Origin of the sequence: Achromobacter sp. ACM02, from assembly GCF_014851605.1 — a bacterium.
GTDB classification, from domain to species: domain Bacteria; phylum Pseudomonadota; class Gammaproteobacteria; order Burkholderiales; family Burkholderiaceae_B; genus Achromobacter; species Achromobacter aegrifaciens.
In genome coordinates this window covers 325,780-350,499 of sequence record NZ_JACUZY010000003.1, presented here as the reverse complement: position 1 = coordinate 350,499, position 24,720 = coordinate 325,780, and the positions used below count along the sequence as shown (strand labels likewise).

The window sequence follows — 24,720 nt, the reverse complement described above, 5'->3', positions numbered from 1 at the left end:
CTTTGCGCCGGCTTGGCTCTGTTGTCAGGCCATTATGTGTAGAGGAGACATAAATTGATAATGAATTAATATTACCGAGCCATAACTCTGCATTTATGTCTCAAGGATGCCCGCATGGACTGGACCCACCGCATCCGCCTGCGCCACCTGGCCATCCTGGTGCGCCTGTGCGAAACCCGCAACCTGAGCCAGGTCGCGTTAGAACTCAACATCACACAGCCGGCGCTGTCGAAGTGGCTGAAGGACCTGGAAGCAGACATCGGCCTGACGCTGTTCGAGCGCCACGCGCGCGGCATCGAACCCACGCTGTATGGACTGGAACTGCGCACGCATGCGCGCGAGATCCTGGGCAAGCTGGGCCGCGCCCAGGACACCATGGCGCAGCTGGCCCGCGGCGCCACCGGCACGCTGGCAGTGGGCGTCACGCCCAATATCGCGCCGGTGCTGCTGCCGCCCAGCATCCGGCGCTTTCGCGAACGCTATCCACGCGTGCTGCTGCGCCTGGCCGAGAACACGCTGGACTACCTGCTGCCGCTGATGCAGGAAGGCACGTTCGACGTGCTGGTGGGACGCCTGGAACAGCACTCGCTGCCGCGCAACCTGCACTACGAAGAGTTGTACGGCGAGCCCATCTGCCTGGCCGTGGGCACGGCGCATCCGCTGGCGAACAAGCGCAAGGTGACATGGGAGGACGTACAGGAATACCCCTGGATCGCGCCCGGCGCTTCAACACCGATGCGGATACGCATCGATTACGAACTGGCGCTGGCCGGCCAGCCCGCGCCCTGGCATCAGGTGGAATCGTCGTCGGTGCTGGTCAACCTTGCGCTATTGGACGGATCGGATCTGGTACTGCCGATCTCCGAGCGGCTGGCAAAGCATTTCGCCAAGCAGCACATGATCAAGGTATTGCCGCTGGCGATGCGCAGCCGCGGGATTACAGGCATGGTGTGGCGAGACGCCGCGCTGGCCTCGGAACATGCGGCGTACTTCATGGAGTGCCTGCGGCTGGCGCGGTGACGGCGACAGGAAATGGCAGATAATCCACGGCACTCCCTGCCGCCTCTCCAGAGGTCGGCGACAAAATGCGCCAACCAGTCCTGAACGGAATGCCATGAACCGATCCGAATACGAAACCGAACTGCTGCGCATCCTGCGCGCCCACGACGCCGCGGCGCGCGCCACACTGACAGCGCTGATCGCCGCCCTGCCGCCCAAGGCGCGCGAGATCCACTTCGTGGTGTTCCCCGACCAGGACGGCGAAGGCACATTCTCCGTGGTGGCCAGCCTGGAGGGCCCGGACCTGTTCGTGCTCAACAAGGCCATCGAAGGCCACCGCTACCTGTTCGACGTGCGCCACACGGAAGACGGCATCGAGCCCGAGGTTCCTCTGTTCGCGTCGGACGAAACTGGTTTCAACGTCCAGGACGTCATCGTCGATACGGCGATGCAATGGGTGGCGGAACTATGGGAAACGAACGGCCAGGGCCGTTCGCCGCTGCCGGCGCTGGTATATGGGGAGGAAGGCTACGGAACGCTTGAGCCGCTCGCATTGCCGGCATAGCACTGCGGCAGGGGCTCCTACGGCGCCGCGGCCTCCGCGCTCACCAGGCCACGTGGAACATCGCCTTGGCCAACACCACGATCAGCACCATGTGGCAGAACACGCTGATATGCATGCGCCGGCTCAATGCGCCAGTCAGGCGCTTGCGGCGAGCGAGCGTCAAGGCGGTCGCGACATGGACCAGCACGCTCAAGGCAAGCGCGATCTTCAGCGACAGCAGGACGCCGAAGGACGATGCAAACGGGTTGGCGAGCGCGCTGCGGTATTGCCAGGCCAGGCCCAGGCCGGCCAGGTACAGCACGACGACCGACCACGGCAGCACGGCCCGCACGCGTGGCGCCAGCTGGCTGCCCAGCGCGCGGCGCACGTCGGGCGGCAGGCGCTTGTGAACGGGTTCCAGGAACAGCACCTCGAACGTAACGGTGCCGACGAACAGGAAGGCGGCAAGCAGGTGCAGGATGAGCAGCAAGGGGTAGGTGTTCATGGCTGCGATCGGGAATGGCCATCAACGAGGATTGTCCCATCAACCCGGAAGCCGCGGACATGACAAACATCAAACCCGCCTCGCGCGAAAGCCTCCGCGCGCCCCCGCCGCCTGGCTTGCCCGGTCCTCAGAACTTGTAGCTCACCTTCATCCAGACGTTCCTGGGCGTGCCGTAGTTGTAGCCGTTGTAGCCCCCCAGACCGCTGTAGTAATACTTGTCGGTCAGGTTTTCCACGTTGACGGACGCGGACACATGCCTGTTGAAGTCATAGCGCGCCATCAGGCCAAACAGCGTGACGCCGCCCTGGCTGGCGCGCCCCAGCCCGCCGGCTTCGTCGTAGTAGATGCTGCTCTGGTAGCTGACGTTGCCGCCGATCGTAAGCTTGCTCCATTCGCCCGGCAGCCTGTAGCTGGCGGCCAGGCGGAACAGCCGCTGCGGCGTGCTCGGCAACAGCAATGCGCCTTCGGCGTCGCGCTTGGCAAAGTAGGTGTAGCCGCCCATCAGCTGCAGGCCCGGCGCCACTTCGCCGGATGCGGTCAGCTCGAAACCCTTGCTGCGCGCGCCTTTGACGGCGCGGTAGGGAGTGCTCCCGTCCGGCAGCGGCGGGCTGGACGGATCCTCCACCGCAACGTTTTCCTCCTGGGTGCGGAATATCGCGAAGCTTGTGTTCAGCTTGCCGTCCAGGTGTTCGCCCTTCAGGCCGATTTCATAGTTCTGGCCGGTTTGAGGAGGCAGCACCACGTTGCTGGCGTCGCGCGAGGTGGTGGGAATGAAGATCCGGGTGTAGCTGGCGTAGGCCGAATAATCCTTGCTCAGGTCCACGACCACGCCGGCATAAGGCGTGAAGACGCCGTTTTCCTTTGCGGTGGGGTTGTGGGTCCAGGTGTTGGCGGGGCCGTTGTAGGCCGATGAGTTTTCTTCGTACCAGGTGGTCCGCGCGCCCAGGATCAGCGACACCGGCTCGGCCACCTTCAGGCGCGCGGAACCGTAGATGGCGGTCTCCTTCGCGTCCAGGAAGGTGTTGTAGAAGGTGTAGGGCATGGCGGGCCGCGGCACGTCGCGCAGCTCGTAGAGATTCACGCGCCGGCGGTCCCAGCCGGCGGGATTCGCCGAGTTCAGGTTGAGTTCGCTGGTGTAGCGGTTGTAGCTCAGCCCCAGGACGGCCCGGTGCTCCCTGCCGAATGCCTGGAACGGCCCTTCGGCGTAGACGTCGAAGGACTTGTTGGTGGAGCTTGCGGGGTTGTCGCGCAATTCGATGGTGGACGCGCAGGACGGATCGACAGGCTGATACGCGAGGACGTAGCCCCAGGCGGCTTTTCTTTCGTTTTTCAGGCGGCTGGCGTCCATCTTGACGTACCAGCCGCTGCCGAAGCGGTGGTCCAAGGTCGCGAATATCCGGTCCGTATACATGTCCCATTGGCTCCACGGCGTCACGGGATTGAAGGACCTGGGAAAGTTCGTGCGCGTGCCGTCGCTGTAGAACAGCGGCGCCTGGCCGAAGTTCGCGCCGTCGATGGCGGTCTTTTGGTGCTCGTAGCCGAGGCTGACCGTGGTGCTGGGCAGGATGTCGGCCTCGAGGATGCCGTAGAAGACATCGTCGGACCGCTTCTTGTAGTCGATGAAGCTGTCGCCCGCGGTGCGGGCGGCAACCACGCGGCCGCGCAGCGTGCCGGCGCTGTTCAGCGGGCCGCCCAGATCGGCTTCGGCGTTGTAGCTGTTCCAGCGGCCGACGCCGCCGGTGACGTGTCCGGCAAACTCCGATGTGGGGCGCTTGCGCACCAGGTTCACCGAACCGCCGGGTTCGCCCACGCCGTTGAGCAGGCCTGCGGCGCCGCGCACGACTTCCACCCGGTCGTAGATGGCGGTGTTGATCATGCCCGCCTCGGCCGACGGCGTCTTGAACGACAGCGTGGGCACGCCATCGAGCATGGTGTTCAACGCAAAACCGCGCGAGGTGAATTGCACGCGCTCATCCAGCCGGTCGACGGCGATGCCGGGCGTCTGGCGCATCACCTCGTCCAGCGTGTTCAGGTTCTGGTCGTCCATCTGCTGCCGCGTGACGACGCTGATGGATTGCGGGGTTTCGCGCAGCGACAGCGGCATGCGGGTGGCGGCGCTGGTTGCCGGCACGGTATAGGAGCCTGTCCCTTCGGAGGGACCTTCGTCGCCAGCGCCGGTGACGGTCACGGCGGGCAAGGCCGTGACTTCGCCCTGCGGCAATCTGCGCAGCGTGTAGCCGCCGTCCGCGCGCCGCGCCGGTTCCAGCCCGCTGCCGGCCAGCAGCTGGCGCAGCCCTTCCTCGAAGCCATAGCTGCCGCGCAATCCCGGCGACTGGAGGTCGCGCGTCAGAGCAGGATCGAACGACAGCAGGACCCCGGCCTGGGCCGCGTAGGCCGACAGCGCCGCGCTGAGCGGCCCGGGCCCGATGGCTACGCTCACCTGCCCCGCCTGCGTCTGCGCCTGGGCAGGCGTTATCAACCCGGCCAGAGGCAGCGCGAATACGCCTGCCGCGAGCAAGGCGGGGAAGGAGACGCTTGCGCGCAACGGGGGAAGCTGACGGGGCATGACATGCACTCCAGATGTTGGTCTTACCCTCGTAGCCAGATAAGACGCAGAAAGTGCTAGTCGCCGTTACAAAATAGTCCCGCCGCGCGGCACCAGCGACACCCAGTAGCGGGTGCGATGGCGCAGGCCGAGTTGCAGGGTGTCCGCTACCGTGGCCAGCACCCGGTCGGGTTCGGCCAGCGGGAAGGCGCCGGAAATCGGCAGATGCGCCACTTCGGGCGCGCAATCGATCCAGCCCGTGCGGTAACGCTGAAGCTCGCGCAGGAATTCATTCAAAGGCATGCCGTCGACCTGCAGCATGCCGCGCTGCCAGGCGGCGGGGTCGCCGGTCAGCGCTTGGGCGTCATCGATATGGCCGCCGCCAAAGCGCAGGCCCATGCCGGCGGGCACGATGCGCGCCGCATCCGCCGAAGCGCCCGGTAGCGCCACGCGCACGGCGCCTTCCAGAACCTGTACCGCCGATACGCCATCGTCGCGCCTGACCACGAAGCGCGTACCCAATGCGGTGATGCTGCCTTCGCGGGTGCGCACGATGAACGGCCGGGAAACCTGTTGCGGGTCCGGCGCGGTTTCGATCAGGATTTCGCCGCCGTGCAGCGCGATCAGCCGCTGCTGGGCATCGAACAGGACGTCCATGGCGGTGGCGGCATTGAGCACCACGCGGCTATGGTCCGCCAGCATCACCTCGCGCCGGGCGCCGACAGCAGTGCGGTATTGCGCCACCCAGCCGCGCCAGGCTTCATCGACCTGCGCGTAGCCGATGGCGCCTCCGGCGCCGATCAGCACCAGCAGCTTGCCCAGCGCGGCGCGGCGGGCGGACGAGCGCGGTCGCCCCAACACGGGCAGCATGCCCTTGGGCAACGCCTCAAAACGGCGCGTAAGCGCTTCGGTGCGCTGCCAGGCGCGCTCGTGTTCAGGATCGGCCTGGCGCCAGGCTTGCCACGCGTCCCGGTCCGCCTGGCTGGCGCTGCCGGAGGTCAGCCGCAAAAACCAGTCCACCGCGCCGTCCAATGCACGCGGATCGATGCGCCCTGCCTCGCCGGCGCTCATGGCGCGAACTCCAGGCACTGGCGCAGGGCGCGCGCGATGTACAGCCGCACCGAGCCGACCGACACGCCCAGCGTCTTGGCAATATCCGCGTGCGTCTGCCCTTCAAGCTGGCAAAGCAGGAAAGCGCGCCGCACCGGGACGGGCAAGCCATCCAGCATGGCGTCGATTTCACACAGGGCTTCCAGCGCCAGGGCGCGCTCCTCGGGTGACGGCGACTGCGCCTGGGGCAGCTGCGCCAGCGTTTCCAGATAGGCGCGTTCGAGATCCCTGCGGCGCAGGTGATTCACCATGAGACCGTGCGCGATGGTCGCCAGATAGGAACGCGGCTCGCGGATGTCGCCCGGATCACGGCGGGCCAGCACACGCAGATAGGTGTCATGCACCAGGTCGGCGGCGTCGAAAGCGCATCCCAGTTTTTTACGCAGCCAGCCCTGCAGCCAGCCTTGGTGTTCCTGGTACAGCGTATGCAGGGGGTGCCGCGGAGAGGGATCGGAGGCGGCCATGAAGACGCACGGTTATAAATGAGAATGACTACAATTTACAACATAGTACCCTGCACCGGGTGAAATGACTGCGCCCGGCCGCTGAATCCAGGGGCCGGGCGCAATGGGGAAATCCAGAGGGAAGCTGGCGTCTTACTTCTTCGACGCGTCCTGCTCCACCACCATGTCCAGCACATACACCTGCTTGGGCGCATCCGCGGGCGGGTTCTTCCAGTCGTAGCGCTTCACGCGCAGCACGGTGCGCACGCCATCCTGGTGCTGGAAGCCTTCGATGGACTGATACAGCGGATGCCACTTGTCCTGGGTAGGCTGCTGCACGCCGGCTTCGTTGTAGCGGCGCTCGCGCACCATCAGGCACTGGTAGTTGGGAATCAGCGGGTGGCTGCACTCCGTCTTCTTCGCGGCAACTTCCAGGAACATGATTTCGCCGGCGCTGCCGTACAGGGTCTCGGGCGTAGGTTCGCCGACGAACTTCAGGACGCTGCCGTCCTGCGCAACCAGCTCCAGTCCGGGTTCGGAAGCGTGTCCGCTGAGCGTGGCGCGCAGGTCGCCCTTCATGCGCTGGCCGATCTCGGCGTCCAGGCGCATCAGGCTCTGGTCGCAGGCCTTCATGGTCGACGCGAGGTTCGCCACCTGCAGCACGCCGTTCTTGTAGGTGTAGCCCCCGAACTGCGCATTGCAGCCGCCGCGGATGTTCAAGGCGTCCTGCGTGAACGACAGGCGCAGTTGATGTTCGACGCCAGCCTGGAGCGCGGCTATCGGCTTGCCCGCTGCATCGGTGGCGGAAGCCAGGCGCCAGTAATAGGCGGGCAGGCTAACTTCAGGGCTGGCGGGCGTGGTGGCGGTAGTGGGCATGGAGGACGATCCTTCACGGGGAGAGGAAGTCGGAGCGCAAGCTTGCAGCAGCGCGGCGCATACGGACGCAAGGAGGATGGTTTTCTTCATGGTTCGTTTCCTGTCAGCCGGATGGCACTGATGAAAAACGGGATTCTACGTTCGCGGGATGGACGTTTTAAACACGCAGCCATCCAGTCGGTTTCAAAATCTTGCCGCAGATCCGGCCTGAAAAACACCCTCTGAGCAACGCAATCTACGGGTTTTCCCTAGGCAACCGTATAGCGCTCTTGCCTGCCAGCGGATCACCGTGAGGTTCTGCTTGCCTTACAACTAAATACATAACCCTCAAAATACTGCAAGTATTGCCAATCCACCGCGAACTGCACGCAATACGCGCAAACCACCGCAATACAAGGCCGATCGCGCGCTCGCGATCGGCTCGCCAGCGTCAATTGGCAGGGTAGGCCGCGCCCGTCAGGCAGGCTCGGGCCCACTCATAGTCGTCATCGCCCACGATCTCTCCATCGATCTTGGGCAGCGGCTGGGCTGGATAGGAAAAGTCTGGCTTTTTCGGCTTCATGTTCCATTTTGTCTCGCCCGCCTTATCGGAGCATGCCTCGTCCGAGCTGCTGAACGAGCAGGATGCCGCCAACTGCGGCTTGCCGTCCACGACGTTGGCGACATAACGCTTGGTGTAGACGCCGCCCGACGCCCAGTACTCGTCGACCGAGCAAATGCGGTCATTATTCTGGTAATGCCGCGTCGCGAAGCAGCCGTAGTAGGCATTTTCGCCTGGGAAGACGTCGCAAGAAGTCGAGTAGCCGGCGTAAGCGCCGCCGGTGAATTGCGCCTGGAACTGCTGCTGGCGGACTGCGCTGCCGATCATGTCGGGGAGCGTTGCGCCCTTGTGCGTCTCCTTGAGCTGCGCCGTGCGGCTTTGGATCAAATCGCGAGCGACGCCTGCGGCCGTCTTGCCGTCGGGAACCGAACTCGGGTCCTCGATCAGGTTCGTGAGCGCGCGGTCGCGCGCCACAATCCAGCGCTTCTGGTTGTGCGCCAGCATGGCGCGGATATCTCCGTCGGGAGCCTGTTTCAGAATCGCGGCGTAAGCCCGGTTCAACTCGGCGTCCGCCGCCACGGTCTTGCGGTCCGAGCAGATCAGCTTTTCCACGGCGCTGGCGGCTTTGGCGCAATCGATCGCATAGGCGGGCGCGGCAAGCGCGAACAGGCCGGCGACGCACAGCAGGCGGCCCACGGGGATTCCAGATTTCATGTGACGTTTCTCTTTGAGAATGCGCTGCGCAGCGTTTCGATGCTTGCAGACCGTTAAGCCATTCATCGCAAGGCGGCAGCAAGGCTGCAATTTTGCACGCGACTTTTTAACAGACTGGAAACAGAGTTCAACGCTCTGCAACGCAGCGCGGATTGCACAGTCCATTGGAATATTCCCCTTCCCCTGCTCGTCTACTCAGTGGCAAGCCGCGCAAGAGACCACGCAGCACGCCACGGATCAACCAGCCGAACGCGCCGGACGCCCGGCGTCGGTCAGCGCAGAAATGGAAGTCTTGATATGAAGTCGATCAGATCGTTTGCCTGCGGCATTGCCCTGGCTTGCACCGCCGCCGGCAGCGCCTGGGCCGCTCCGGGCCTGAACGTGTACGGCCCCGGCGGTCCCGCGCCCGCGATGAAGGAAGCGGCCACTGCGTTCGGCAAGCTGCACGGCATTGACGTCAGCGTCACCGCGGGCCCCACGCCGGCCTGGGCCGACAAGGCCAAACAGGACGCCGACGTGATCTACAGCGGCGCCGAAAACATGATGAGTGGTTTCGCCTCGGCGCTGCCCGGCGTGTTCGAGCTGCGCGAGGCCCGCACGCTGTACCTGAGGCCCTCGGCCATCCTGGTGCGTCCGGGCAATCCCAAGGCAATCAAGGGCTTCAAGGATCTGCTCAAGCCCGGCATCAAGGTCATGGCCGTGTCCGGCGCGGGCCAGACGGGACTGTGGGAAGACGTGGCCGGCCGTCTTGGCGACGTCGAAACCGTGCGCGCCTTCCGCGCCAACCTCGTGCTGCCGGAGGCCGGCAACAGCGCACAGGCGCGCACCCAATGGACCGAGGACAAGACCATAGACGCCTGGCTGATCTGGAACATCTGGCAGGTGTCCAACCCCGAGCTCGCCAGCATGGTCGAGGTGGAAGAGGCCTACCGCATCTATCGCGACGCGGGCGCCGTCGTGACCAGGAAAGGCAAGGGCAATGCCCAGGCGCAGGCCTTTATCGACTTCCTGACTGCGCCCGAAGGCCGGGCGATCTTCAAGAAATGGGGCTGGAAGACGGATTGAGGTCCGCCAGGAGCCGGACGTAAAAAAGCCCGCGATTCCCTGGGAATTGCGGGCTTTCCGATGCGCTCGGACCGGGACGCGCAAGGCGTCCCGAAAACTCAGCCGGCCACGCGGAAGCGCTCGGCATCGTCCATGAACGCCTTTTCGCCGAAGCCGTTTTCGTTGGAGCCGAACGGCATCTGCGCGCGCAGCTTCCAATACGCCGGAACGTTCCATTCGCGGGCGACGGCGGCGTCGATCAGCGGGTTGTAGTGCTGCAGGCTGGCGCCCACGCCCGCGCTGGCCAGGGTGCTCCAGACCGACAACTGGGCCATGCCGCCCGCCTGCTCGGACCAGACCGGGAAGTTGTCCGCGTACAGAGCGAATTTTTCCTGCAAGCCCTGCACCACGCCCTGGTCTTCAAAGAACAGCACGGTGCCCACGCCCGCGGCGAAGCTCTTGAGCTTGGCTTCGGTCTGGGCAAAGCTCTCGGCCGGCGCGACCTTGCGCACTTCTTCGATCGCGATGTTCCAGAGCTTTTCGCTCTCGGCGCCGAACAGGATCACGGCGCGCGAACTTTGCGAATTGAACGACGAGGGGCTGTGCTTGATCGCTTCCTGGATCAGGGAGGTCAGTTCCTCCTTGGAGATCGACAGGTTGCGGCCCAGCGAGTACTGCGTGCGACGCTGCTTGAGGGCGTCCAGATAAGCGTTGCTCATGACGTTGTGGCCTTCCGACGAGTAGATAGAGGAAAATGCATGGCGAATTCTACCGACCGGCAATTGTCCCGAATACGTCCAGGAAGCCAAAAAACACCCCATTGCGCGGAACAAACTGTTCCGCCTATCGACCAAATCGGCTCTGCGCAAGGTGACGGACAGCCCAATCCAAGGACCCAACGTGCATTACACCCAAGACCCGAACACCCCCGCCGCCGCCGATATCGGCTTTGACGACTTTCTCAAGGTCGACATCCGCATCGGTACCATCCAGTCGGCGCAAGCCTTTCCCGAGGCGCGCAAACCCGCCTACAAGCTGACGATAGATTTCGGCGCCGGCGTGGGCATCCGCAAAAGTTCGGCGCAGATCACCGATCGCTACACGCTGGAACAGCTGACGGGCAAGCGCGTCATGGCGGTGGTGAACTTTCCGCCGCGCCAGATCGGGCCGATGAAATCCGAAGTGCTGGTGCTGGGTTTCGCGGACGAGTCCGGCGGCATCGTGCTGGCAGTGCCGGACGATCAGGTTCCCAATGGCACCCGCCTGACCTGACCTCCCGAGCCCCGGAGTTTCCTCCATCGGGGCTTTCCCCTATTACTTGTCTACCGTCAAAAAACTATCGTATTCGAGAATTATCAAATAAGAGAATTCTCGCTTCCGACAAAATGACAGCAGAACCCCTATTCGATTACGCCGTGATCGGCGCCGGCATCGCCGGCGCTTCCGTGGCCTACCGCCTGAGCGCCACGGCCTCGGTGGCCGTGTTGGAACGCGAGGCCCAGCCGGGCTACCACTCCACCGGCCGTTCCGCGGCCATGTTCATGGAAACCTACGGCACGGACCAGATCAAGGCGCTCACGCGCGCCAGCCGCGCCTTCTACGAAAATCCGCCGCAGGGCTTCAGCGAGCATCCGCTGCTCAGCCCGCGCGGCGTGCTGTACATCGCCACGCCCGAACAGCGGGACCTGCTGCGCCAGGTCTATGACGACTTCCGCAGCCAATCGCCCAATGTGGCGCTGATCGACGCCGAAGCGGCCGTCGAGCGCGTGCCCTGTCTGCGCGCCGACCAGATCTGCGGCGCCATCGAAGAACCGGACGCGCGCGACATCGACGTGCACGCGCTGCATCAGGGCTTTCTGCGCGGCATGTCGCGCCAGGGCGCAGTACTGCACAACAATGCCGAAGTCGTGTCGGCTGCCCATGCGGACGGCGTCTGGACGCTGACGCTGGCCGATGGCCGCAGCCTGCGTGCGCGAGCGCTGGTCAACGCCGCGGGCGCCTGGGCGGACCATACCGCGGCCCTCTGCGGGGCCTCGCCCGTCGGCCTGCAGCCGTGCCGCCGCACCGCCTTCACGTTCTCCGGCCCGCAGGACGTGGACTTTGCCCATTGGCCGGCCGTGGTCGGCGTCGACGAAAGCTATTACTTCAAGCCCGATGCCGGCCAATTGCTGGGATCGCCGGCCAACGCCGATCCGGTCGCCGCGCATGACGTGGTGCCGGAAGAACTGGACGTGGCCACCGGCATCTACCGCATCGAAAGCGCGACCTCGCTCACCATCCGCCGCCCCAAGCACACCTGGGCCGGCCTGCGCTCCTTTGTGCGCGACGGCGATTTCGTGGTCGGCTGGGATGCCGATGCGCCCGCCTTCTTCTGGCTGGCGGCCCAAGGCGGCTATGGTATTCAGACGGCCGCGGCGACTTCTGAGCTGGCTGCCGCGCTGCTCACGCGCCAGCCGCTGCCCGCCCATCTGCATGCGCACGGCGTGAATGCCGAAGCCGTGCGTCCTGCGCGATTGCGCTGAACCCACCCCCTTGCCTGCGAGAGTCCACCATGACCACCATTGCCCGCTACCCCAGCCCCCTGCCCCTGCCGTTCTCCCGCGCCACCCAGGCCGGCGGCTTCCTGTTCCTGTCGGGCCAGATCCCGATGGACGCCAACGGCCAGGTCGTGCGCGGCGACATCACCGCCCAGACCCATGCCGCCATCGAGCGCATCAAGGAAACGCTGGCCCTGGCGGGCGCCACCCTCAAGGACGTGGTGCGCGTGACGGTATGGCTGTCGGACCTGGAGCTCTTTGCGCAGTTCAACGACGCCTACCGCAGCCATTTCTCGTCCGACTTCCCTTCGCGTTCGACGGTCGAGGCCAAGCTGGCCATGGGCGTGGACGTGGAAATCGAGGTGCAGGCCTGGCTGGGCGCGGCAGTCGCGCACGGCGGCTACACGCCGGGCCCCGTGTCCGAAGCCTGATCCCGCCCCGCGGGCCTGTCCGATGGTTTGACACTGCCCGGCCCTCGCGCCAGGCGGTGCGGTCTTTTCCTTGCGCTCGCGGCAACGCCTGCGCCCCCATGTGCACATCCTTACGCGGAGCGGCAGCATGAAAATCTTTTCCGGGTCCCTGGCGACCGAGACGAACACCTTCTCTCCCATCCCGACCGGGCTGTCGGCCTATCGGGCGCGCGGCTACTACCCCGCAGGCCAGCATCCGGACCGCATGCAGATGTTCTCGGGGCCGCTGTGGGCGGCGCGCCAGCGCGCGCAAGGCAAGAACTGGACCTTGATCGAAGGCCTGACCGCCGGCGCAACGCCGGCCGGCATCACCACCCGCCACGCCTACGAAACCCTGCGCGACGAACTGCTGGGCGACCTGAAGCGCGCGGGCCGCGTCGACATCGCCCTGTTCGGCCTGCACGGCGCCATGGTGGCCGACGGCTACGACGACTGCGAAGGCGACCTGCTGCGCCGCGCGCGCGAGATCGTGGGCCCCGACACCGTGATCGGCGCCGAACTGGACCCGCATTGCCACATGACGGCGGACATGGTGGAAAGCGCCGACTTCCTGGTGTGCTTCAAGGAATATCCGCACACCGACATCCTGGAACGCGCCTACGACCTGGTGGACCTGTGCGTGGCGCGCGCCGAAGGCCGCATCAAGCCAACGCGCGCCGTGTACGACTGCGAGATGATCTCCATCATGCACACCAGCCGCGAACCCATGCGCAGCTTCGTCGACCGCCTGCTCGCGATGGAAGGCAAGGAAGGCGTGCTGTCGGTGTCGATCGCGCATGGCTTCCCGTGGGGCGACACCCCCGACATGGGTTCCAAGGTGCTGGTCTATACCGACGGCGACCAGGCCCAGGCCAACGCCCTGGCGCGCGCGCTGGGCGAAGAGATCATCGGCTTTCGCGACCAGTTGACGCCACCCTACCCCGGCGCCGACGAAGCGCTGGACCAGGCCCTGGCGTTGAACGACTTTCCGGTGGTGCTGGCCGATTCCGCCGACAACGCGGGCGGCGGCGCCCCCAGCGACGCCACCTTCATCCTGGAACGCGTGCTGGCGCGCGGCATCACCGACGTCGCGACCGGCCCCTTCTGGGATCCGGTGGCGGTGCAGCTCTGTTTCGAAGCTGGCGAAGGCGCGCGCATCCAGCTGCGCATCGGCGGCAAGGTCGCGCCGGTATCGGGACAGCCGCTGGACCTGGACTGCGAAATCGTGGCGCTCAAGCGCGACGCCATCATGACCGGGCTGGCCGGCACGCCCGCCCTGCTGGGCGACGTGGCCATCGTGCGCAGCCAGGGCGTGACCATCGCCCTGACCACCAACCGCACCCAGGCCATGGGCACCGACCTGTTCACGCAGTTCGGCGTGGACCTGCAGGCCATGAGGCTCATCATCGTGAAATCGTCGCAGCATTTCTACGCCTCGTATTCGCAGGTCGGCCGCCACGTCATCTACGTGGAAACGCCGGGCGCCATCACCACCGACTACAACGCGCTGCCTTACACCAAGCGCAAATTGCCGAAGTGGCCGTTCAAGGCCTGAGGCTCAACGATCGCCGCCCGACCAGGGCTTAGGAATAACGAAGGGGATAACAATGATCAGACGTTTCAGTTTGCTGGGCGCAGCCGCCCTGCTGGCCATGGGGGCCGCCACCGGCGCGCTGGCGCAGACCAAGACCCTGCGCCTGGTGCCGCACGCGGACCTCAAGACGCTGGACCCGCTGTTCAACACGGCCTACATCACGCGCAACCACGGCTACATGGTGTTCGACACCCTGTTCTCGCAGGACAGCAAGGGCCAGGTCAAGCCGCAGATGGTGGATAGCTGGACCGTGTCCGAGGACGGCAAGAGCTGGAGCTTCACCTTGCGCCCAGGCCTGAAGTTCAATGACGGCACGCCCGTCAAGGCCGAGGACTGCGTGGCGTCGATCCAGCGTTGGGCCAAGAAGGACACGCTGGGCCAGGCCATGATGGCCGCGGGCGCCGAACTCGCGGTGACCGGCGACAACAGCTTCACGCTGACGCTGAAGGAGCCTTTCGGCCTGGTGCTGGACGCCCTGTCCAAGCCTTCCGGCATGCCGCCCTTCATCATGCCCAAGCGCCTGGCCATGACGGACCCGAACACCCAGGTCACGGAAATGGTCGGCTCGGGCCCCTTCCTCTTCAAGCGCGATGAATGGGTGCCGGGCAACAAGGTCGTGTACGTGAAAAACCCGGCCTACGTGCCGCGCACGGAACCTGCCGACGGCCTGGCGGGCGGCAAGAACGTCAAGGTGGACCGCGTCGAGTGGGTCTACATTCCCGACGGCAACACGGCCACCGCCGCCCTGATGAACGGCGAAGTCGACATGATCGAACAGACCACGCCCGACTTCCTGCCCGTGCTGGAGACCAACAAGGACATCACCCTGAACACGTCCGTCGCGACGCAGGGCATGGTCATCCTCAATTCGCTGCATCCGCCCTTCGACAACCAGCTTGCCCGCCAGGCGCTCTACCACCTGGTGAACCAGAAGGAAATGCTGTCGGCCATGGGCTACCCGGAGAAATACCGCGTGGACTATTGCCCCAGCCTCTTTGTCTGCGGCTCGCCGCTGGCCAGCGACGCGGGCGCGGCGCCGTACGCCAAGACCGACCCGGCGCGCGCCAAGCAACTACTGCAGGAAGCCGGCTACAAGGGCGAGAAAGTCGTGGTGCTGTACCCCACGGACCACCTCAGCGCGCCCGCCGTCATGGTGCTGACGCAGAACATGAAGAAGGCCGGCATCAACGTCGACCTGCAATCCATGGACTGGGCCTCCCTGGCCGGACGCCGCCTGAAGAAGGATCCGCCCGCGCAAGGCGGCTGGAACGTCTTCCTGACCTGGGGCGGCTATTACGACGCCAGCACGCCGGTGACCAATCCCTGGATGTCCGCCGCTTGCGGCAACAGCCTGCCGGGCTGGCCCTGCGACAAGGAACTCGACGCGCTGCGCACCAGCTGGATCCGCGAAACGGACCCGGCCAAGCGCAAGGACATCGCCGCGCAGATGCAGGCGCGCGCCTACCAGAGCGTGCCGTATGTCATGTGGGGGGAATTCAAGCCCGTGTCCGCGTTCCGCGGCTTGCAGCACACCGAGCTGCTGAAGACCGGCATCCCGGTGATGTGGAACATCGAGAAGCCGTAAGGCGGGCGCCGGGCGCCATGTGCGCCCGGCCACAAGCCGGGGGAAAACCAGCGTGAAATACATACTGCGCCGCATCGCGGCCGTCATTCCTGTCATGGCCGTGGTCGCGGTCGTGGTGTTCCTGCTGATCCACCTGTCGCCGGGCGATCCCGCGGCGGTGATCGCGGGCGACAACGCCACCGCCGACGACGTGGAGAAGATCCGCCAGAACCTGGGGCTGGACAAACCATTGCTGCAGCAGTTCGGCATCTGGGTCAGCCACATCGCCACTGGTGATCTGGGCACGTCGATGTCGACACAGATGCCGGTCTCGCAGCTGATCGGCCAGCGCATGGGGCCGACGCTGTCCATCGCCATTTTCACCATGCTGTTCGCGGTGATCGCGGCGATTCCGCTGGGCGTGCTGGCGGCCTGGCACGCGGGCCGCTGGCTCGACCGGCTGGTCATGATAGGCGCGGTCTGCGCATTCTCGGTGCCGGTGTTCCTGATCGGCTACAGCCTGGTCTACGGCTTTTCGATCAAGCTGGGCTGGCTGCCGGTGCAGGGCTACAAGCCCCTGGCCGACGGCGTGGTGCCCTACCTGCGCCATCTGGTGCTGCCCTGCCTGTCGCTGGGCCTGGTCTACATGGCGCTGCTCACGCGCATGACGCGCGCCACCATGCTGGAAGCCCTGTCCGAAGACTACATCCGCACCGCCCGCGCCAAGGGCCTGGCGGCCGGCCCCATCGTCTGGCATGCGCTGAAGAACGCCGCCAATCCCATCGTCACCACCATCGGCGTGGGCGTGGCCCTGCTGATCGGCGGCGTCGTGGTCACGGAAACCGTATTCGCGATTCCCGGCCTGGGCCGCCTGACCATCGACGCCGTGCTGCGCCACGACTATCCCGTGATCCAGGGCGTGCTGCTGGTGGCCTCCGGCATCTATGTCCTGATCAACCTGCTGGTCGACCTGAGCTACCGGCTCTTCGATCCGCGCATCCGCTATTGAACGGGGACTACGCATGACGACCACTACCCTGTCCCTGCCCGCGCGCCGGCCGCGCCATCGCCGCGTGCTGCGCTCGCTGCGCCGCCATCCCATGCTTTACATCGGCGGCGCCATCCTGCTGGCGCTGGCCGCGATTGCGCTGGCCGCGCCCTGGCTGGCCACCGTCGATCCGCAGGACATCAATCCGCTGGCGCGCATGAAGCCGCCATCGTCCGAACACTTCTTCGGCACCGACGCGCTGGGCCGCGACGTCTATTCGCGCACCGTCTGGGGCGCCCGCGTCTCGCTGGTGGTCGGCATCGTGGTGGCGATGGTCTCCACCGTCGCCGGCGTGGCCCTGGGCATGGCCGCGGGCTACTTCCGGCGCATCGACGCCTTCATCATGCGCATCATGGACGGCCTGATGGCCATTCCGGGCGTGCTGCTGGCCATCGCCCTGATGGCCACGCTGAAGGGCGGCCTGGGCACCGTGATCATCGCCATCGTCATCCCCGAGGTGCCGCGCGTGGTGCGGCTGGTGCGGGCGCTGGTGCTGACGATACGCGAGCAGCCCTATATCGAGGCCGCCATTTCGTCCGGCACGCGCGTGCCCGCGATTCTGCTGCGCCACATCCTGCCCAACCTGTTCGCCCCGCTGATGGTGCAGGCCACCTTCATCGCGGCGTCCGCCATCCTGACCGAGGCCGTACTGAGCTTCCTGGGCGTGGGCATACCGCCGCAGATCCCCAGCTGGGGCAACATCATGGCCGAAGGCCGCAACTTCGTGGCCGTGGCTTTCCACATCATCCTGTATCCGGGCTTGTTCCTGGGCGTGGCCGTCCTGGCCGTCAATCTGGTGGGCGACGGGCTGCGCGACATGCTCGATCCCCGTCTGGCGAAAAAGCTGTAGGAGCGCCCATGCAAACCCAACCCGTCTTGCGCGTGCACGACCTCACCACCTGTTTCGATGGCGATGAAACCACAGTGCTTGCCGTGGACCGCCTGTCCTTCGACCTGATGCCCGGTGAAACCCTGGGCCTGGTCGGCGAATCCGGCTGCGGCAAGAGCGTCACGTCCCTGTCCATCATGCGCCTGTTGCGCGCCCCCGGGCGAGTGGCCGGCGGCAGCATCGAGTTCGACGGCCAGGATCTGCTGGCGCTGCCAGAAAAGGCCATGCGCGCGATCCGCGGCAACCAGATCTCGATGATCTTCCAGGAACCCATGACCTCGCTGAACCCGGTGTTCACGGTGGGCCGGCAGATCAGCGAATCGCTCATGCTGCACCAGGGCCTGTCGCGGCGCGAGGCCATGGCGCAGGCCGAATCGCTGCTGGAGCTGGTGCAGATCTCCGACCCGGCGCGCCGGGTGCGCGAGTATCCCTACCAGCTGTCGGGCGGCATGCGCCAACGCGCCATGATCGCCATGGCGCTGGCGTGCCAGCCCAAGGTCCTGATCGCCGACGAGCCCACCACCGCGCTGGACGTCACCATCCAGGCGCAGATCCTGCACCTGCTGCGGGAAATCCAGCAGCGGCTGGGCACCTCCATCGTGCTGATCACCCATGACCTGGGCGTGGTCGCGCAGATGTGCCAGCGCGTCATCGTGATGTACGCCGGGCGCAAGGTCGAGGAAGGCAGCGTCGACGACATCCTGGACCGTGCGCAGCATCCCTATACCCAGGCGCTGATCCGCTCGTTGCCTGATTTCGCCGACGGCCAGGACCATACGGCGCGGCTGGCCGAATTGCCCGGCATCGTGCCGGTGATGACGCCCGAGTCGCGCGGCTGCGCCTTCGCGGCGCGCTGCCCGGAGGCGCAACCGCGCTGTTCCGAGCAGGCGCCTCCCGCCGCCGATGCCGGCAGCCGCCACCGCGTCTGGTGCTGGGCCCGCGCGGCCGAACCCGCCCCCGCCGCCCTGACCGCCTGAGGCCCGCCATGAATCTGCACGACATCCCCCTTGCGAGCGCCGTGTCCGCGCCCGCCGCCGACGCCCCGCCCATGCTGGAAGTCGTCGGCCTGAAGAAACACTACCCCGTGGACAGCGGCAGCGGCGCCAAGGTGCTGCGCGCGGTCGACGGCGTTTCCCTGTCGGTGCCACGCGGCCAGACGCTGAGCCTGGTGGGCGAATCCGGCTGCGGCAAATCGACCACCGGCAAATGCCTGATCCGCCTGACCGATCCCACCGAAGGCCGCATCCTGCTGGAAGGCCGCGACCTGGCCGCCATGAACAGCCGCGAGCTGCGCGCCATGCGCCAGCGCATGCAGTTCATCTTCCAGGATCCGTTCTCGTCGATGAACCCGCGCATGCGGGTGCGCGACATCATCGGCGAGCCGCTGCGCGCCTTCGGCCACAGCCGCGCGGCCATCCGCGACCGAGTCGCGCAGTTGCTGGCCCGCGTCAGCCTGCGCCCGGACGCCGCCGACCGCTATCCCCACGAGTTCTCCGGCGGCCAGCGCCAGCGCATCGTGATCGCCCGCGCGCTGGCGCTGGACCCGGGCCTGATCGTTTGCGATGAACCGGTGTCGGCGCTGGACGTGTCGGTGCAGGCGCAGGTCATCAACCTGTTGATGGACCTGCAGCGCGACCTGGGGCTGACCTATGTCTTCATTTCGCACGACCTGAGCGTGGTGCGCCACATCAGCCATCGCGTCGCCGTGATGTACCTGGGCAAGATCGTCGAGACCGGCACCCGCGAGGCCATCTTCGAACGGCCCGCCCATCCCTATACCCGCGCCCTGCTGGCCGCCGTCCCTTCGGCCCGCCAGGGCGAGCGCAAGCCCGTGGAAGTGCTCAAGGGCGAGATTCCCAGCCCGCTATCGCCGCCCTCGGGCTGCGCCTTCCGCACCCGTTGCCCGATGGCGCAGCCGCGTTGCGCCGAGGAAGCGCCGCAGCCGCGCCAGATCGCCCCCGAACAGCAGGTCGCCTGCCACTTCGCCACCCCCGTTTAGCCGGAGATACGCATGTCCCAGACCGACGCCACCCCGTTCGACTACATCCTTGCCGGCGGCACCGTCATCGACGGCACCAACTCGCCGGGCCGGCTGGCCGATGTCGGCGTGCGCGGCGACCGCATCGCCGCCGTCGGCGACCTGAGCGCCAGCAGTGCCCGGCGGCGCATCGACGTGGCCGGCAAAGTGGTGTCGCCGGGTTTCATCGACTCGCACACGCACGACGACAACTATCTGCTCAAGCACCGCGACATGACGCCCAAGATCTCGCAGGGCGTCACCACCGTGATCACCGGCAACTGCGGCATCAGCCTGGCACCGTTGGCGCATGCCAACCCGCCCGCGCCGCTGGACCTGCTGGACGAAGGCGGCTCGTTCCGCTTCGAGCGCTTCTCCGACTACCTGGAGGCCCTGCGCGCCGCGCCGCCCGCGGTCAACGCCGCCTGCATGGTAGGCCATTCCACCCTGCGCGCCGCCGTCATGCCCGATCTGAAGCGCGAAGCCACGGCGGCGGAAATCCAGGCCATGCAGGCGCTGGCCGACGACGCGCTCGCCAGCGGCGCCATCGGCATTTCCACCGGCGCGTTCTATCCGCCCGCGGCCCATGCCAGCACCGAGGAAATCATCGCGGTGTGCCGCCCGCTGGGCACGCATGGCGGCGTCTACGCCACCCACATGCGCGACGAAGGCGAACATATCGTGGCGGCGCTGGAAGAGACCTTCCGCATCGGCCGCGAACTGGACGTGCCGGTGGTGATCTCGCACCACAAGGTCATGGGCAAGCCCAACTTCGGCCGCTCCAAGGAAACGCTGGCGCTGATCGAGGCCGCCATGGCCAGCCAGGACGTGTCGCTGGACGCCTATCCCTACGTGGCCGGCTCCACCATGCTCAAGCAGGACCGCGTGCTGCTGGCTGGCCGCACGCTCATCACCTGGTGCAAGCCCTTTCCCGAACTGAGCGGGCGCGACCTGGAGGAAATCGCCGCCGAGCGCGGCAAATCCAAGTACGACGTGGTGCCGGAGCTGCAGCCCGCCGGCGCCATCTACTTCATGATGGACGAGCCCGACGTGCAGCGCATCCTGGCGTTCGGCCCCACCATGATCGGCTCCGACGGCCTGCCCCACGACGAGCGTCCGCACCCGCGACTGTGGGGCACCTTCCCACGCGTGCTGGGCCATTACTCACGCGACCTGGGCCTGTTCCCGCTGGAAACCGCGGTCTGGAAGATGACCGGCCTGACCGCCGCCAAGTTCGGCCTGGCCGAACGCGGCCAGGTGCAGCCCGGCTACTACGCCGACCTGGTGGTCTTCGACCCCGCCACCGTGGCCGACTCGGCCACCTTCGATCGTCCCACCGAGCGCGCCGCGGGCATCCACTCGGTGTACGTCAACGGCGCGCCCGTATGGGAAGGCCAGGCCTTCACCGGCCAGCACGCGGGCCGCGTCCTCAACCGGGCGGGTGCCTGATCCCGGCCAGCCCTTACAATCCGGCATACGCAGCGGGGCTTGCGGGCCCTGCCCCAACCACCTCCTACCTGCCAGATCGCTACATGGCCCTACCCGGCACTACATCCCCGCCCGAGATCGTCGGCAAGGAAGAAATGGGCGCTCGCCTGCGGGCCGAGCGCAAGGCGCGCAAGATGACCCTGCAGGCGCTGTCCCGCGCCAGCGGCATCGCAGTCTCGACGCTGTCCAAGGCGGAGCTGGGGCAGATTGCCCTCAGCTACGAGAAGTTCGCCGCGCTGGCCGGCGCGCTCGGCATAGACATGACCCGCATGTTCATGCTGCCGGACGCCTCGCAGGCCGCCGTCGCCCCCACCTTCGTCAAGAACAAGCTCAGCGACGCCCGCGACTACGTCACCGAGAACTACCACTACCGCCTGCTCATGGGCGAATACCCCGGCAAGAAGATGACGCCCATGCTGGCGCTCATCGACTCGCGCAAGGTGGTGGAGTTCGAGGACTACATCCGGCACCCGGGCCAGGAATTCGCGCTGGTGCTGTCGGGCAAGGTCCGCATCCAGTTCGAAAATGGCGACAGCGTCGTGCTGGGCAAGCTGGAGACCGCCTACTTCGACAGCAGCATCGGCCACGTGTACCTGTCCATGAGCAAGAAGCCCGCCGAAGTGCTGGCGGTGTGCAGCGACGTGGGCGAAGTGCCGTCGCGGTTGAAGGCGCCCTGAGGCGGCGGCCGCGCCAAGGGCGCGGCCGCCCGGAACGCCTGTGCGCCGGCCTGCCCGTTCCCTGCCGGGCGGCCGCGCGCAGCACTGGCATATGGCTGTCATACTCGCGGGCGATACTGGCGTCCGGATATCCGCCAGCCCCCGATCCCGGGCGCGCGCCGGATATTCATATAAAAGGTATTTCGTTGGCCGCCGCCCCTGGCCGCCTTACGATACCTGGCATCGACAGGGCCTGACGCCCGCAGGAATGCTCCACATGCAACGCTTGATATCCCCCATACTTACCCGCCGCCCGGTGCTGCTGGCCGGCCCGCTCAGCGCGCGCCGCTACGACGCCGTGGTTTCCCTCCACGCCCACCGCGAAGCGCGCAGGCTGCGCGAATCCGCGCAGCGCATCCTGGCCGTTTCCGCCCGCTACATGCTGCCGGGCGCCTGAACCCGTCCTCAATCGCTGCGACCCGATCTCGTTCGGACGCGCAGTGCCCACTTTCATGCACTTCTTCCAGCTGCCACCTGCGGTAGCATTGCCGCTTCGGCCCGAGACCGGGCCAGGCAGAACAGGAGTCATGCATGCAGAAGGTGGTAATCGTCGGCGGCGGCCACGCGGCGGCGCAATTGTGCGCCAGCCTGATAGAAGGCGGCTTTCCCGGCAGCCTGACGCTGGTGTGCGAAGAGGCCTCGCTGCCCTACCACCGCCCGCCGCTCTCCAAGACCTACATCAAGGATCCGGAAGCCCCGATCCAGCTGCTGCGCGCCGAGGCGGTCTACGCTGACGCCGGCGTGCAGGTGCTGCTGGCCGATCCCGCGGTCGGCATAGACCGCGACGCGCGCCGCTTGACGCTGGCTTCGGGCAAACAGCTGGACTATGACGCGCTGGTGCTGGCCACCGGCACGCGCGCGCGGCGGCTGCCGGACGTCCCTGATGAGCTCCAGAACCTGATCTACCTGCGCAACGCCGACGATGCCGCGCGCCTGCGCGCCGCGATCGCCGACGCGCCTTCGGTCACGGTCGTGGGCGGCGGTTTCATCGGCCTGGAAATCGCGGCCACGGCCGGCGCCCTGGGACGCCCGGTCACCGTCTTCGAATCCGCGCCGCGCCTGCTGGCGCGCTCCGTGTCGCCCGAAGCCTCGGACCACGTCGCCCGCGTGCTGCACGAGTCCGGCGTCGACCTGCGCCTGTCCTCCGACCTGCAACACATCCGGACCGAGAACGGCCGCGTGCGCAGCGTAGTCGTCAACGACGTGGAGCATCCGGTGGACCTGCTGGTCGCCGGCATCGGCGCCGTCCCCGAGATCACGCTGGCGCAGGCCGCGGGCCTGGACTGCCTGAACGGCATCGTGGTGGACGGGCTGATGCAAACCTCGGCGCCCGGCATCTACGCCATCGGCGACTGCACCTCGTTTCCGTATGCGCGCTGGGGCAAGACCCTGCGCCTGGAGTCGGTGCAGAACGCCAACGACCAGGCCCGCACCCTGGCCGGCGTGCTGCTCGGCACCAAGACGCCGTATCACGCTCTGCCCTGGTTCTGGTCCGACCAGGGCGCCTTGCGCCTGCAGATCGCCGGCCTGGCGCCGCCGGACACCGAGCGCGTCCTGCGCCCGGGCGCCAAGCCCGGCAGCTTCTCGATCCTGCACTTTGCCGACGGCCATCTGGTCTGCGTCGAATCGATCAACGCCCCAATGGACCACCTGGCGGCGCGCAAGCTGCTGGAGCTGGGGCTGAACCCGCCCCGCGACGTGCTGGCCGACCCGGCCGTGCCGCTCAAAAGCCACTACTGAGGCGGATGGAGAAAGTCCGCGCCGGCGCGCCTCAGATGAAGCCGGCGGCGCGGAACATGCGCTGGTAGATCTGGCGCAGGACGGCTTCCTTGCGCTTGTTGTAGTCCATGACCTGCATCGCGCCGACCGCCGCCTCGCGCTTGGCCTGGGCATACAGATCGCGATCGGCGTCGTGCTGGCGCAGCCAGTCGCGGAACATCCGGTGGCGGACGTTCTCGGGGCAGTCCGGGCCGAACACGTGCAGGTTCACGCGCGGCGCGGCCAGCTGCAAAAGACGGTGCTGGTGCCAGGACGGCTCCCGCAAGACCAGCGCGTAACCGGCCGCCTCCAGCGCGGGGACATAAGAGTCCTCCTGGACGGGGTCGGCCACTGTCAGGTCTATATCTATCACCGGCTTGGCCGGCAGGCCCGGAACCGCCGTCGATCCCATATGCTCGACCGCAAGCGCCGCCGGTCCCAAGGCCTCGCGCACCTGCGTCGCAAGCTGGCCATAACGGACCGGCCAATCAGGGTCATAGGGTACGACCGCGACCAATTCCGGCGCCGGCTTGCCACGGACCCAGGGATCCTCGTCCGGATCCGAGTCGTAGTGCCGCATGATTTCTTCCGGCGTGGGCGCGCGCCGGTTTCCTGCCGGGCTCAATTGCCGAAAGCGCGACGCAGGCGCTCCAGCTCGGCCATGTTCAGGCGCTTGGCTTCCGCTTCGGCGTAGTTCCGTTCCCCTGATTCGTAGGCACCCTTGTAGATGCACTTGCTGCGGCTCGCGCACTCGCCGCCGGCGCGGGCAGAGGAGGAATACGACTTGGCGGCAGCCTGATCCGAAGTCTTGGAACCGCTGGACGAGCAGCCGGCCATCAGCGCAGCCGCGAAAATCGCCACACCACAGCGGCTCAACGTTTGAATGGACATTTCCTGGTCCTGCAGAAAAGCTGTAGCCGACTTTATAGCAGGCTCTTGGAATCAGGGATTCACGGGCAATTGCTTCGAAACATTGCCGGTCTGAGGGTGCAAGACTCTGCTCGCGGCATATGGCAGCGCCTTTGATTGCGGGTAGACTGCCGCAGCTGGCTGGCCATGCGTTCCCGATAGTTGCCGCGGCGCTGGGAACACCGCGAAATGAAAAAACCCGCATCCTGGTCAAAGGAATGCGGGTCTTTTGCATTTTCCAGGGGCAACCCCTGGAACAAATTCTTGGTGCCGACGGCGAGACTCGAACTCGCACAGCTTTCGCCACTACCCCCTCAAGATAGCGTGTCTACCAATTTCACCACGTCGGCTAACTTCAGCCAGAAAAGCGTGCTTTCCTGGAAAGTCGAACATTCTATCACGCAAATTGGGAAACGGGTGGTTCCGTGCC

General features: G+C 66.3%; 25 protein-coding genes and 1 tRNA gene. 16 read left to right on the top strand and 10 right to left on the bottom strand.

Translation table 11 applies throughout. The annotated features are described in order from the left end of the window. The first annotated feature begins 114 nt into the window (after nt 1–114). Both IB258_RS10525 and IB258_RS10520 read left to right on the top strand, forming a co-directional pair. Nucleotides 115–1,020 carry a LysR family transcriptional regulator gene (locus IB258_RS10525; protein ID WP_192352551.1) on the top strand — a complete coding sequence of 302 codons (906 nt, stop codon included), beginning with the start codon at nt 115–117 and terminating at the stop codon, nt 1,018–1,020. 94 nt (nt 1,021–1,114) lie between these two features. Further along, nucleotides 1,115–1,564: a DUF6389 family protein gene (locus IB258_RS10520; RefSeq protein WP_192329847.1), complete on the top strand. Its 450-nt coding sequence runs from the start codon at nt 1,115–1,117 to the stop codon at nt 1,562–1,564. A gap of 40 nt (nt 1,565–1,604) precedes the next feature. Here IB258_RS10520 and IB258_RS10515 read toward each other — a convergent pair whose 3' ends face one another. The 6 genes from IB258_RS10515 to IB258_RS10490 all read right to left on the bottom strand — a co-directional run bounded on the left by IB258_RS10515 (nt 1,605) and on the right by IB258_RS10490 (nt 8,442). Continuing rightward, nucleotides 1,605–2,048 carry a CopD family copper resistance protein gene (locus IB258_RS10515; protein WP_054450306.1) on the bottom strand — a complete coding sequence of 148 codons (444 nt, stop codon included), beginning with the start codon at nt 2,046–2,048 and terminating at the stop codon, nt 1,605–1,607. Between the two features lie 127 nt (nt 2,049–2,175). Continuing rightward, the gene (locus tag IB258_RS10510; protein ID WP_192352550.1) at nt 2,176–4,614 is read right to left on the bottom strand and encodes a TonB-dependent receptor; all 2,439 of its coding nucleotides are present in this window, start codon (nt 4,612–4,614) and stop codon (nt 2,176–2,178) included. A gap of 66 nt (nt 4,615–4,680) precedes the next feature. Then, nucleotides 4,681–5,664 carry a FecR domain-containing protein gene (locus IB258_RS10505; RefSeq protein WP_119449001.1) on the bottom strand — a complete coding sequence of 328 codons (984 nt, stop codon included), beginning with the start codon at nt 5,662–5,664 and terminating at the stop codon, nt 4,681–4,683. Beyond that, the gene (locus IB258_RS10500; protein WP_054450300.1) at nt 5,661–6,167 is read right to left on the bottom strand and encodes a sigma-70 family RNA polymerase sigma factor; all 507 of its coding nucleotides are present in this window, start codon (nt 6,165–6,167) and stop codon (nt 5,661–5,663) included. The genes IB258_RS10505 and IB258_RS10500 overlap by 4 nt, the downstream gene beginning before the upstream one ends. A 132-nt stretch (nt 6,168–6,299) precedes the next feature. Beyond that, complete coding sequence (locus IB258_RS10495; RefSeq protein WP_054450298.1) at nt 6,300–7,022, bottom strand: META and DUF4377 domain-containing protein; 723 nt, start codon at nt 7,020–7,022, stop codon at nt 6,300–6,302. Between the two features lie 430 nt (nt 7,023–7,452). Beyond that, nucleotides 7,453–8,442 carry a lysozyme inhibitor LprI family protein gene (locus IB258_RS10490; RefSeq protein ID WP_310530668.1) on the bottom strand — a complete coding sequence of 330 codons (990 nt, stop codon included), beginning with the start codon at nt 8,440–8,442 and terminating at the stop codon, nt 7,453–7,455. A gap of 132 nt (nt 8,443–8,574) precedes the next feature. Between IB258_RS10490 and IB258_RS10485 the strand changes: the two genes are divergently transcribed. Continuing rightward, nucleotides 8,575–9,342, top strand: a complete 768-nt coding sequence (locus IB258_RS10485; RefSeq protein ID WP_192352549.1) for an extracellular solute-binding protein — start codon at nt 8,575–8,577, stop codon at nt 9,340–9,342. Nucleotides 9,343–9,440: 98 nt separating this feature from the next. Here IB258_RS10485 and IB258_RS10480 read toward each other — a convergent pair whose 3' ends face one another. Then, on the bottom strand, nt 9,441–10,040 hold the full coding sequence (locus tag IB258_RS10480; protein WP_054450292.1) for a nitroreductase family protein: 600 nt from the start codon (nt 10,038–10,040) through the stop codon (nt 9,441–9,443). A gap of 181 nt (nt 10,041–10,221) precedes the next feature. On the opposite strand from IB258_RS10480, the gene IB258_RS10475 reads away from it, so the two are divergent. The 13 genes from IB258_RS10475 (at nt 10,222) to IB258_RS10415 (ending at nt 23,363) form a co-directional block, all read left to right on the top strand. Beyond that, nucleotides 10,222–10,593, top strand: coding sequence for a tRNA-binding protein (locus IB258_RS10475; RefSeq protein ID WP_119448997.1), 372 nt, complete (start codon nt 10,222–10,224; stop codon nt 10,591–10,593). Between the two features lie 113 nt (nt 10,594–10,706). Continuing rightward, entirely contained in the window at nt 10,707–11,843 is a 1,137-nt protein-coding gene (locus tag IB258_RS10470) for an FAD-binding oxidoreductase (protein WP_054450289.1), read from the top strand. A gap of 29 nt (nt 11,844–11,872) precedes the next feature. Then, nucleotides 11,873–12,289 carry a RidA family protein gene (locus IB258_RS10465; RefSeq protein WP_054450287.1) on the top strand — a complete coding sequence of 139 codons (417 nt, stop codon included), beginning with the start codon at nt 11,873–11,875 and terminating at the stop codon, nt 12,287–12,289. 127 nt (nt 12,290–12,416) lie between these two features. After that, nucleotides 12,417–13,862, top strand: a complete 1,446-nt coding sequence (locus IB258_RS10460) for a M81 family metallopeptidase (protein WP_192352548.1) — start codon at nt 12,417–12,419, stop codon at nt 13,860–13,862. Between the two features lie 52 nt (nt 13,863–13,914). After that, nucleotides 13,915–15,486, top strand: coding sequence for an ABC transporter substrate-binding protein (locus tag IB258_RS10455; RefSeq protein WP_119448993.1), 1,572 nt, complete (start codon nt 13,915–13,917; stop codon nt 15,484–15,486). Nucleotides 15,487–15,538: 52 nt separating this feature from the next. Continuing rightward, nucleotides 15,539–16,474, top strand: a complete 936-nt coding sequence (locus IB258_RS10450) for an ABC transporter permease (RefSeq protein WP_054450281.1) — start codon at nt 15,539–15,541, stop codon at nt 16,472–16,474. Between the two features lie 13 nt (nt 16,475–16,487). Then, a complete protein-coding gene (locus tag IB258_RS10445; RefSeq protein WP_175213894.1) occupies nt 16,488–17,363 on the top strand; it encodes an ABC transporter permease in 876 nt (291 codons plus the stop codon). An 8-nt stretch (nt 17,364–17,371) separates the two neighbouring features. After that, nucleotides 17,372–18,379, top strand: a complete 1,008-nt coding sequence (locus tag IB258_RS10440) for an ABC transporter ATP-binding protein (RefSeq protein ID WP_054450277.1) — start codon at nt 17,372–17,374, stop codon at nt 18,377–18,379. Nucleotides 18,380–18,387: 8 nt separating this feature from the next. Further along, nucleotides 18,388–19,401: an ABC transporter ATP-binding protein gene (locus IB258_RS10435; protein ID WP_054450273.1), complete on the top strand. Its 1,014-nt coding sequence runs from the start codon at nt 18,388–18,390 to the stop codon at nt 19,399–19,401. A gap of 12 nt (nt 19,402–19,413) precedes the next feature. Continuing rightward, on the top strand, nt 19,414–20,868 hold the full coding sequence (locus IB258_RS10430; protein WP_192352547.1) for an amidohydrolase family protein: 1,455 nt from the start codon (nt 19,414–19,416) through the stop codon (nt 20,866–20,868). Nucleotides 20,869–20,951: 83 nt separating this feature from the next. Beyond that, nucleotides 20,952–21,584 (top strand): helix-turn-helix domain-containing protein, encoded by a 633-nt coding sequence (locus tag IB258_RS10425; protein ID WP_125472416.1) that lies wholly within the window; start codon nt 20,952–20,954, stop codon nt 21,582–21,584. 256 nt (nt 21,585–21,840) lie between these two features. Further along, nucleotides 21,841–22,020: a hypothetical protein gene (locus IB258_RS10420; RefSeq protein WP_054450268.1), complete on the top strand. Its 180-nt coding sequence runs from the start codon at nt 21,841–21,843 to the stop codon at nt 22,018–22,020. Between the two features lie 134 nt (nt 22,021–22,154). Continuing rightward, nucleotides 22,155–23,363, top strand: a complete 1,209-nt coding sequence (locus IB258_RS10415) for an NAD(P)/FAD-dependent oxidoreductase (RefSeq protein ID WP_119450862.1) — start codon at nt 22,155–22,157, stop codon at nt 23,361–23,363. A 31-nt stretch (nt 23,364–23,394) separates the two neighbouring features. Here the strand turns inward: IB258_RS10415 and IB258_RS10410 are convergent, their stop codons facing one another. The 3 genes from IB258_RS10410 to IB258_RS10400 form a co-directional block, all read right to left on the bottom strand. Beyond that, on the bottom strand, nt 23,395–23,961 hold the full coding sequence (locus tag IB258_RS10410) for a GrpB family protein (RefSeq protein ID WP_119450880.1): 567 nt from the start codon (nt 23,959–23,961) through the stop codon (nt 23,395–23,397). A 41-nt stretch (nt 23,962–24,002) separates the two neighbouring features. After that, entirely contained in the window at nt 24,003–24,272 is a 270-nt protein-coding gene (locus IB258_RS10405) for a hypothetical protein (protein ID WP_119450861.1), read from the bottom strand. Between the two features lie 283 nt (nt 24,273–24,555). Further along, nucleotides 24,556–24,640: transfer RNA gene (locus tag IB258_RS10400), tRNA-Leu, on the bottom strand. Between the last annotated feature and the right edge of the window lie 80 nt (nt 24,641–24,720).

Coding starts and splice junctions, on each gene's coding strand:
- IB258_RS10510 (WP_192352550.1), bottom strand. CDS start 4,614: ATGCCCCGTCAGCTTCCCCCGTTGCGCGCAAGCGTCTCCTTCCCCGCC.
- IB258_RS10480 (WP_054450292.1), bottom strand. CDS start 10,040: ATGAGCAACGCTTATCTGGACGCCCTCAAGCAGCGTCGCACGCAGTAC.
- IB258_RS10440 (WP_054450277.1), top strand. CDS start 17,372: ATGCAAACCCAACCCGTCTTGCGCGTGCACGACCTCACCACCTGTTTC.
- IB258_RS10410 (WP_119450880.1), bottom strand. CDS start 23,961: ATGCGGCACTACGACTCGGATCCGGACGAGGATCCCTGGGTCCGTGGC.
- IB258_RS10415 (WP_119450862.1), top strand. CDS start 22,155: ATGCAGAAGGTGGTAATCGTCGGCGGCGGCCACGCGGCGGCGCAATTG.
- IB258_RS10425 (WP_125472416.1), top strand. CDS start 20,952: ATGGCCCTACCCGGCACTACATCCCCGCCCGAGATCGTCGGCAAGGAA.
- IB258_RS10515 (WP_054450306.1), bottom strand. CDS start 2,048: ATGAACACCTACCCCTTGCTGCTCATCCTGCACCTGCTTGCCGCCTTC.
- IB258_RS10505 (WP_119449001.1), bottom strand. CDS start 5,664: ATGAGCGCCGGCGAGGCAGGGCGCATCGATCCGCGTGCATTGGACGGC.
- IB258_RS10525 (WP_192352551.1), top strand. CDS start 115: ATGGACTGGACCCACCGCATCCGCCTGCGCCACCTGGCCATCCTGGTG.
- IB258_RS10430 (WP_192352547.1), top strand. CDS start 19,414: ATGTCCCAGACCGACGCCACCCCGTTCGACTACATCCTTGCCGGCGGC.
- IB258_RS10485 (WP_192352549.1), top strand. CDS start 8,575: ATGAAGTCGATCAGATCGTTTGCCTGCGGCATTGCCCTGGCTTGCACC.
- IB258_RS10500 (WP_054450300.1), bottom strand. CDS start 6,167: ATGGCCGCCTCCGATCCCTCTCCGCGGCACCCCCTGCATACGCTGTAC.
- IB258_RS10420 (WP_054450268.1), top strand. CDS start 21,841: ATGCAACGCTTGATATCCCCCATACTTACCCGCCGCCCGGTGCTGCTG.
- IB258_RS10460 (WP_192352548.1), top strand. CDS start 12,417: ATGAAAATCTTTTCCGGGTCCCTGGCGACCGAGACGAACACCTTCTCT.
- IB258_RS10405 (WP_119450861.1), bottom strand. CDS start 24,272: ATGTCCATTCAAACGTTGAGCCGCTGTGGTGTGGCGATTTTCGCGGCT.
- IB258_RS10465 (WP_054450287.1), top strand. CDS start 11,873: ATGACCACCATTGCCCGCTACCCCAGCCCCCTGCCCCTGCCGTTCTCC.
- IB258_RS10470 (WP_054450289.1), top strand. CDS start 10,707: ATGACAGCAGAACCCCTATTCGATTACGCCGTGATCGGCGCCGGCATC.
- IB258_RS10490 (WP_310530668.1), bottom strand. CDS start 8,442: ATGGACTGTGCAATCCGCGCTGCGTTGCAGAGCGTTGAACTCTGTTTC.
- IB258_RS10435 (WP_054450273.1), top strand. CDS start 18,388: ATGAATCTGCACGACATCCCCCTTGCGAGCGCCGTGTCCGCGCCCGCC.
- IB258_RS10445 (WP_175213894.1), top strand. CDS start 16,488: ATGACGACCACTACCCTGTCCCTGCCCGCGCGCCGGCCGCGCCATCGC.
- IB258_RS10520 (WP_192329847.1), top strand. CDS start 1,115: ATGAACCGATCCGAATACGAAACCGAACTGCTGCGCATCCTGCGCGCC.
- IB258_RS10495 (WP_054450298.1), bottom strand. CDS start 7,022: ATGCCCACTACCGCCACCACGCCCGCCAGCCCTGAAGTTAGCCTGCCC.
- IB258_RS10455 (WP_119448993.1), top strand. CDS start 13,915: ATGATCAGACGTTTCAGTTTGCTGGGCGCAGCCGCCCTGCTGGCCATG.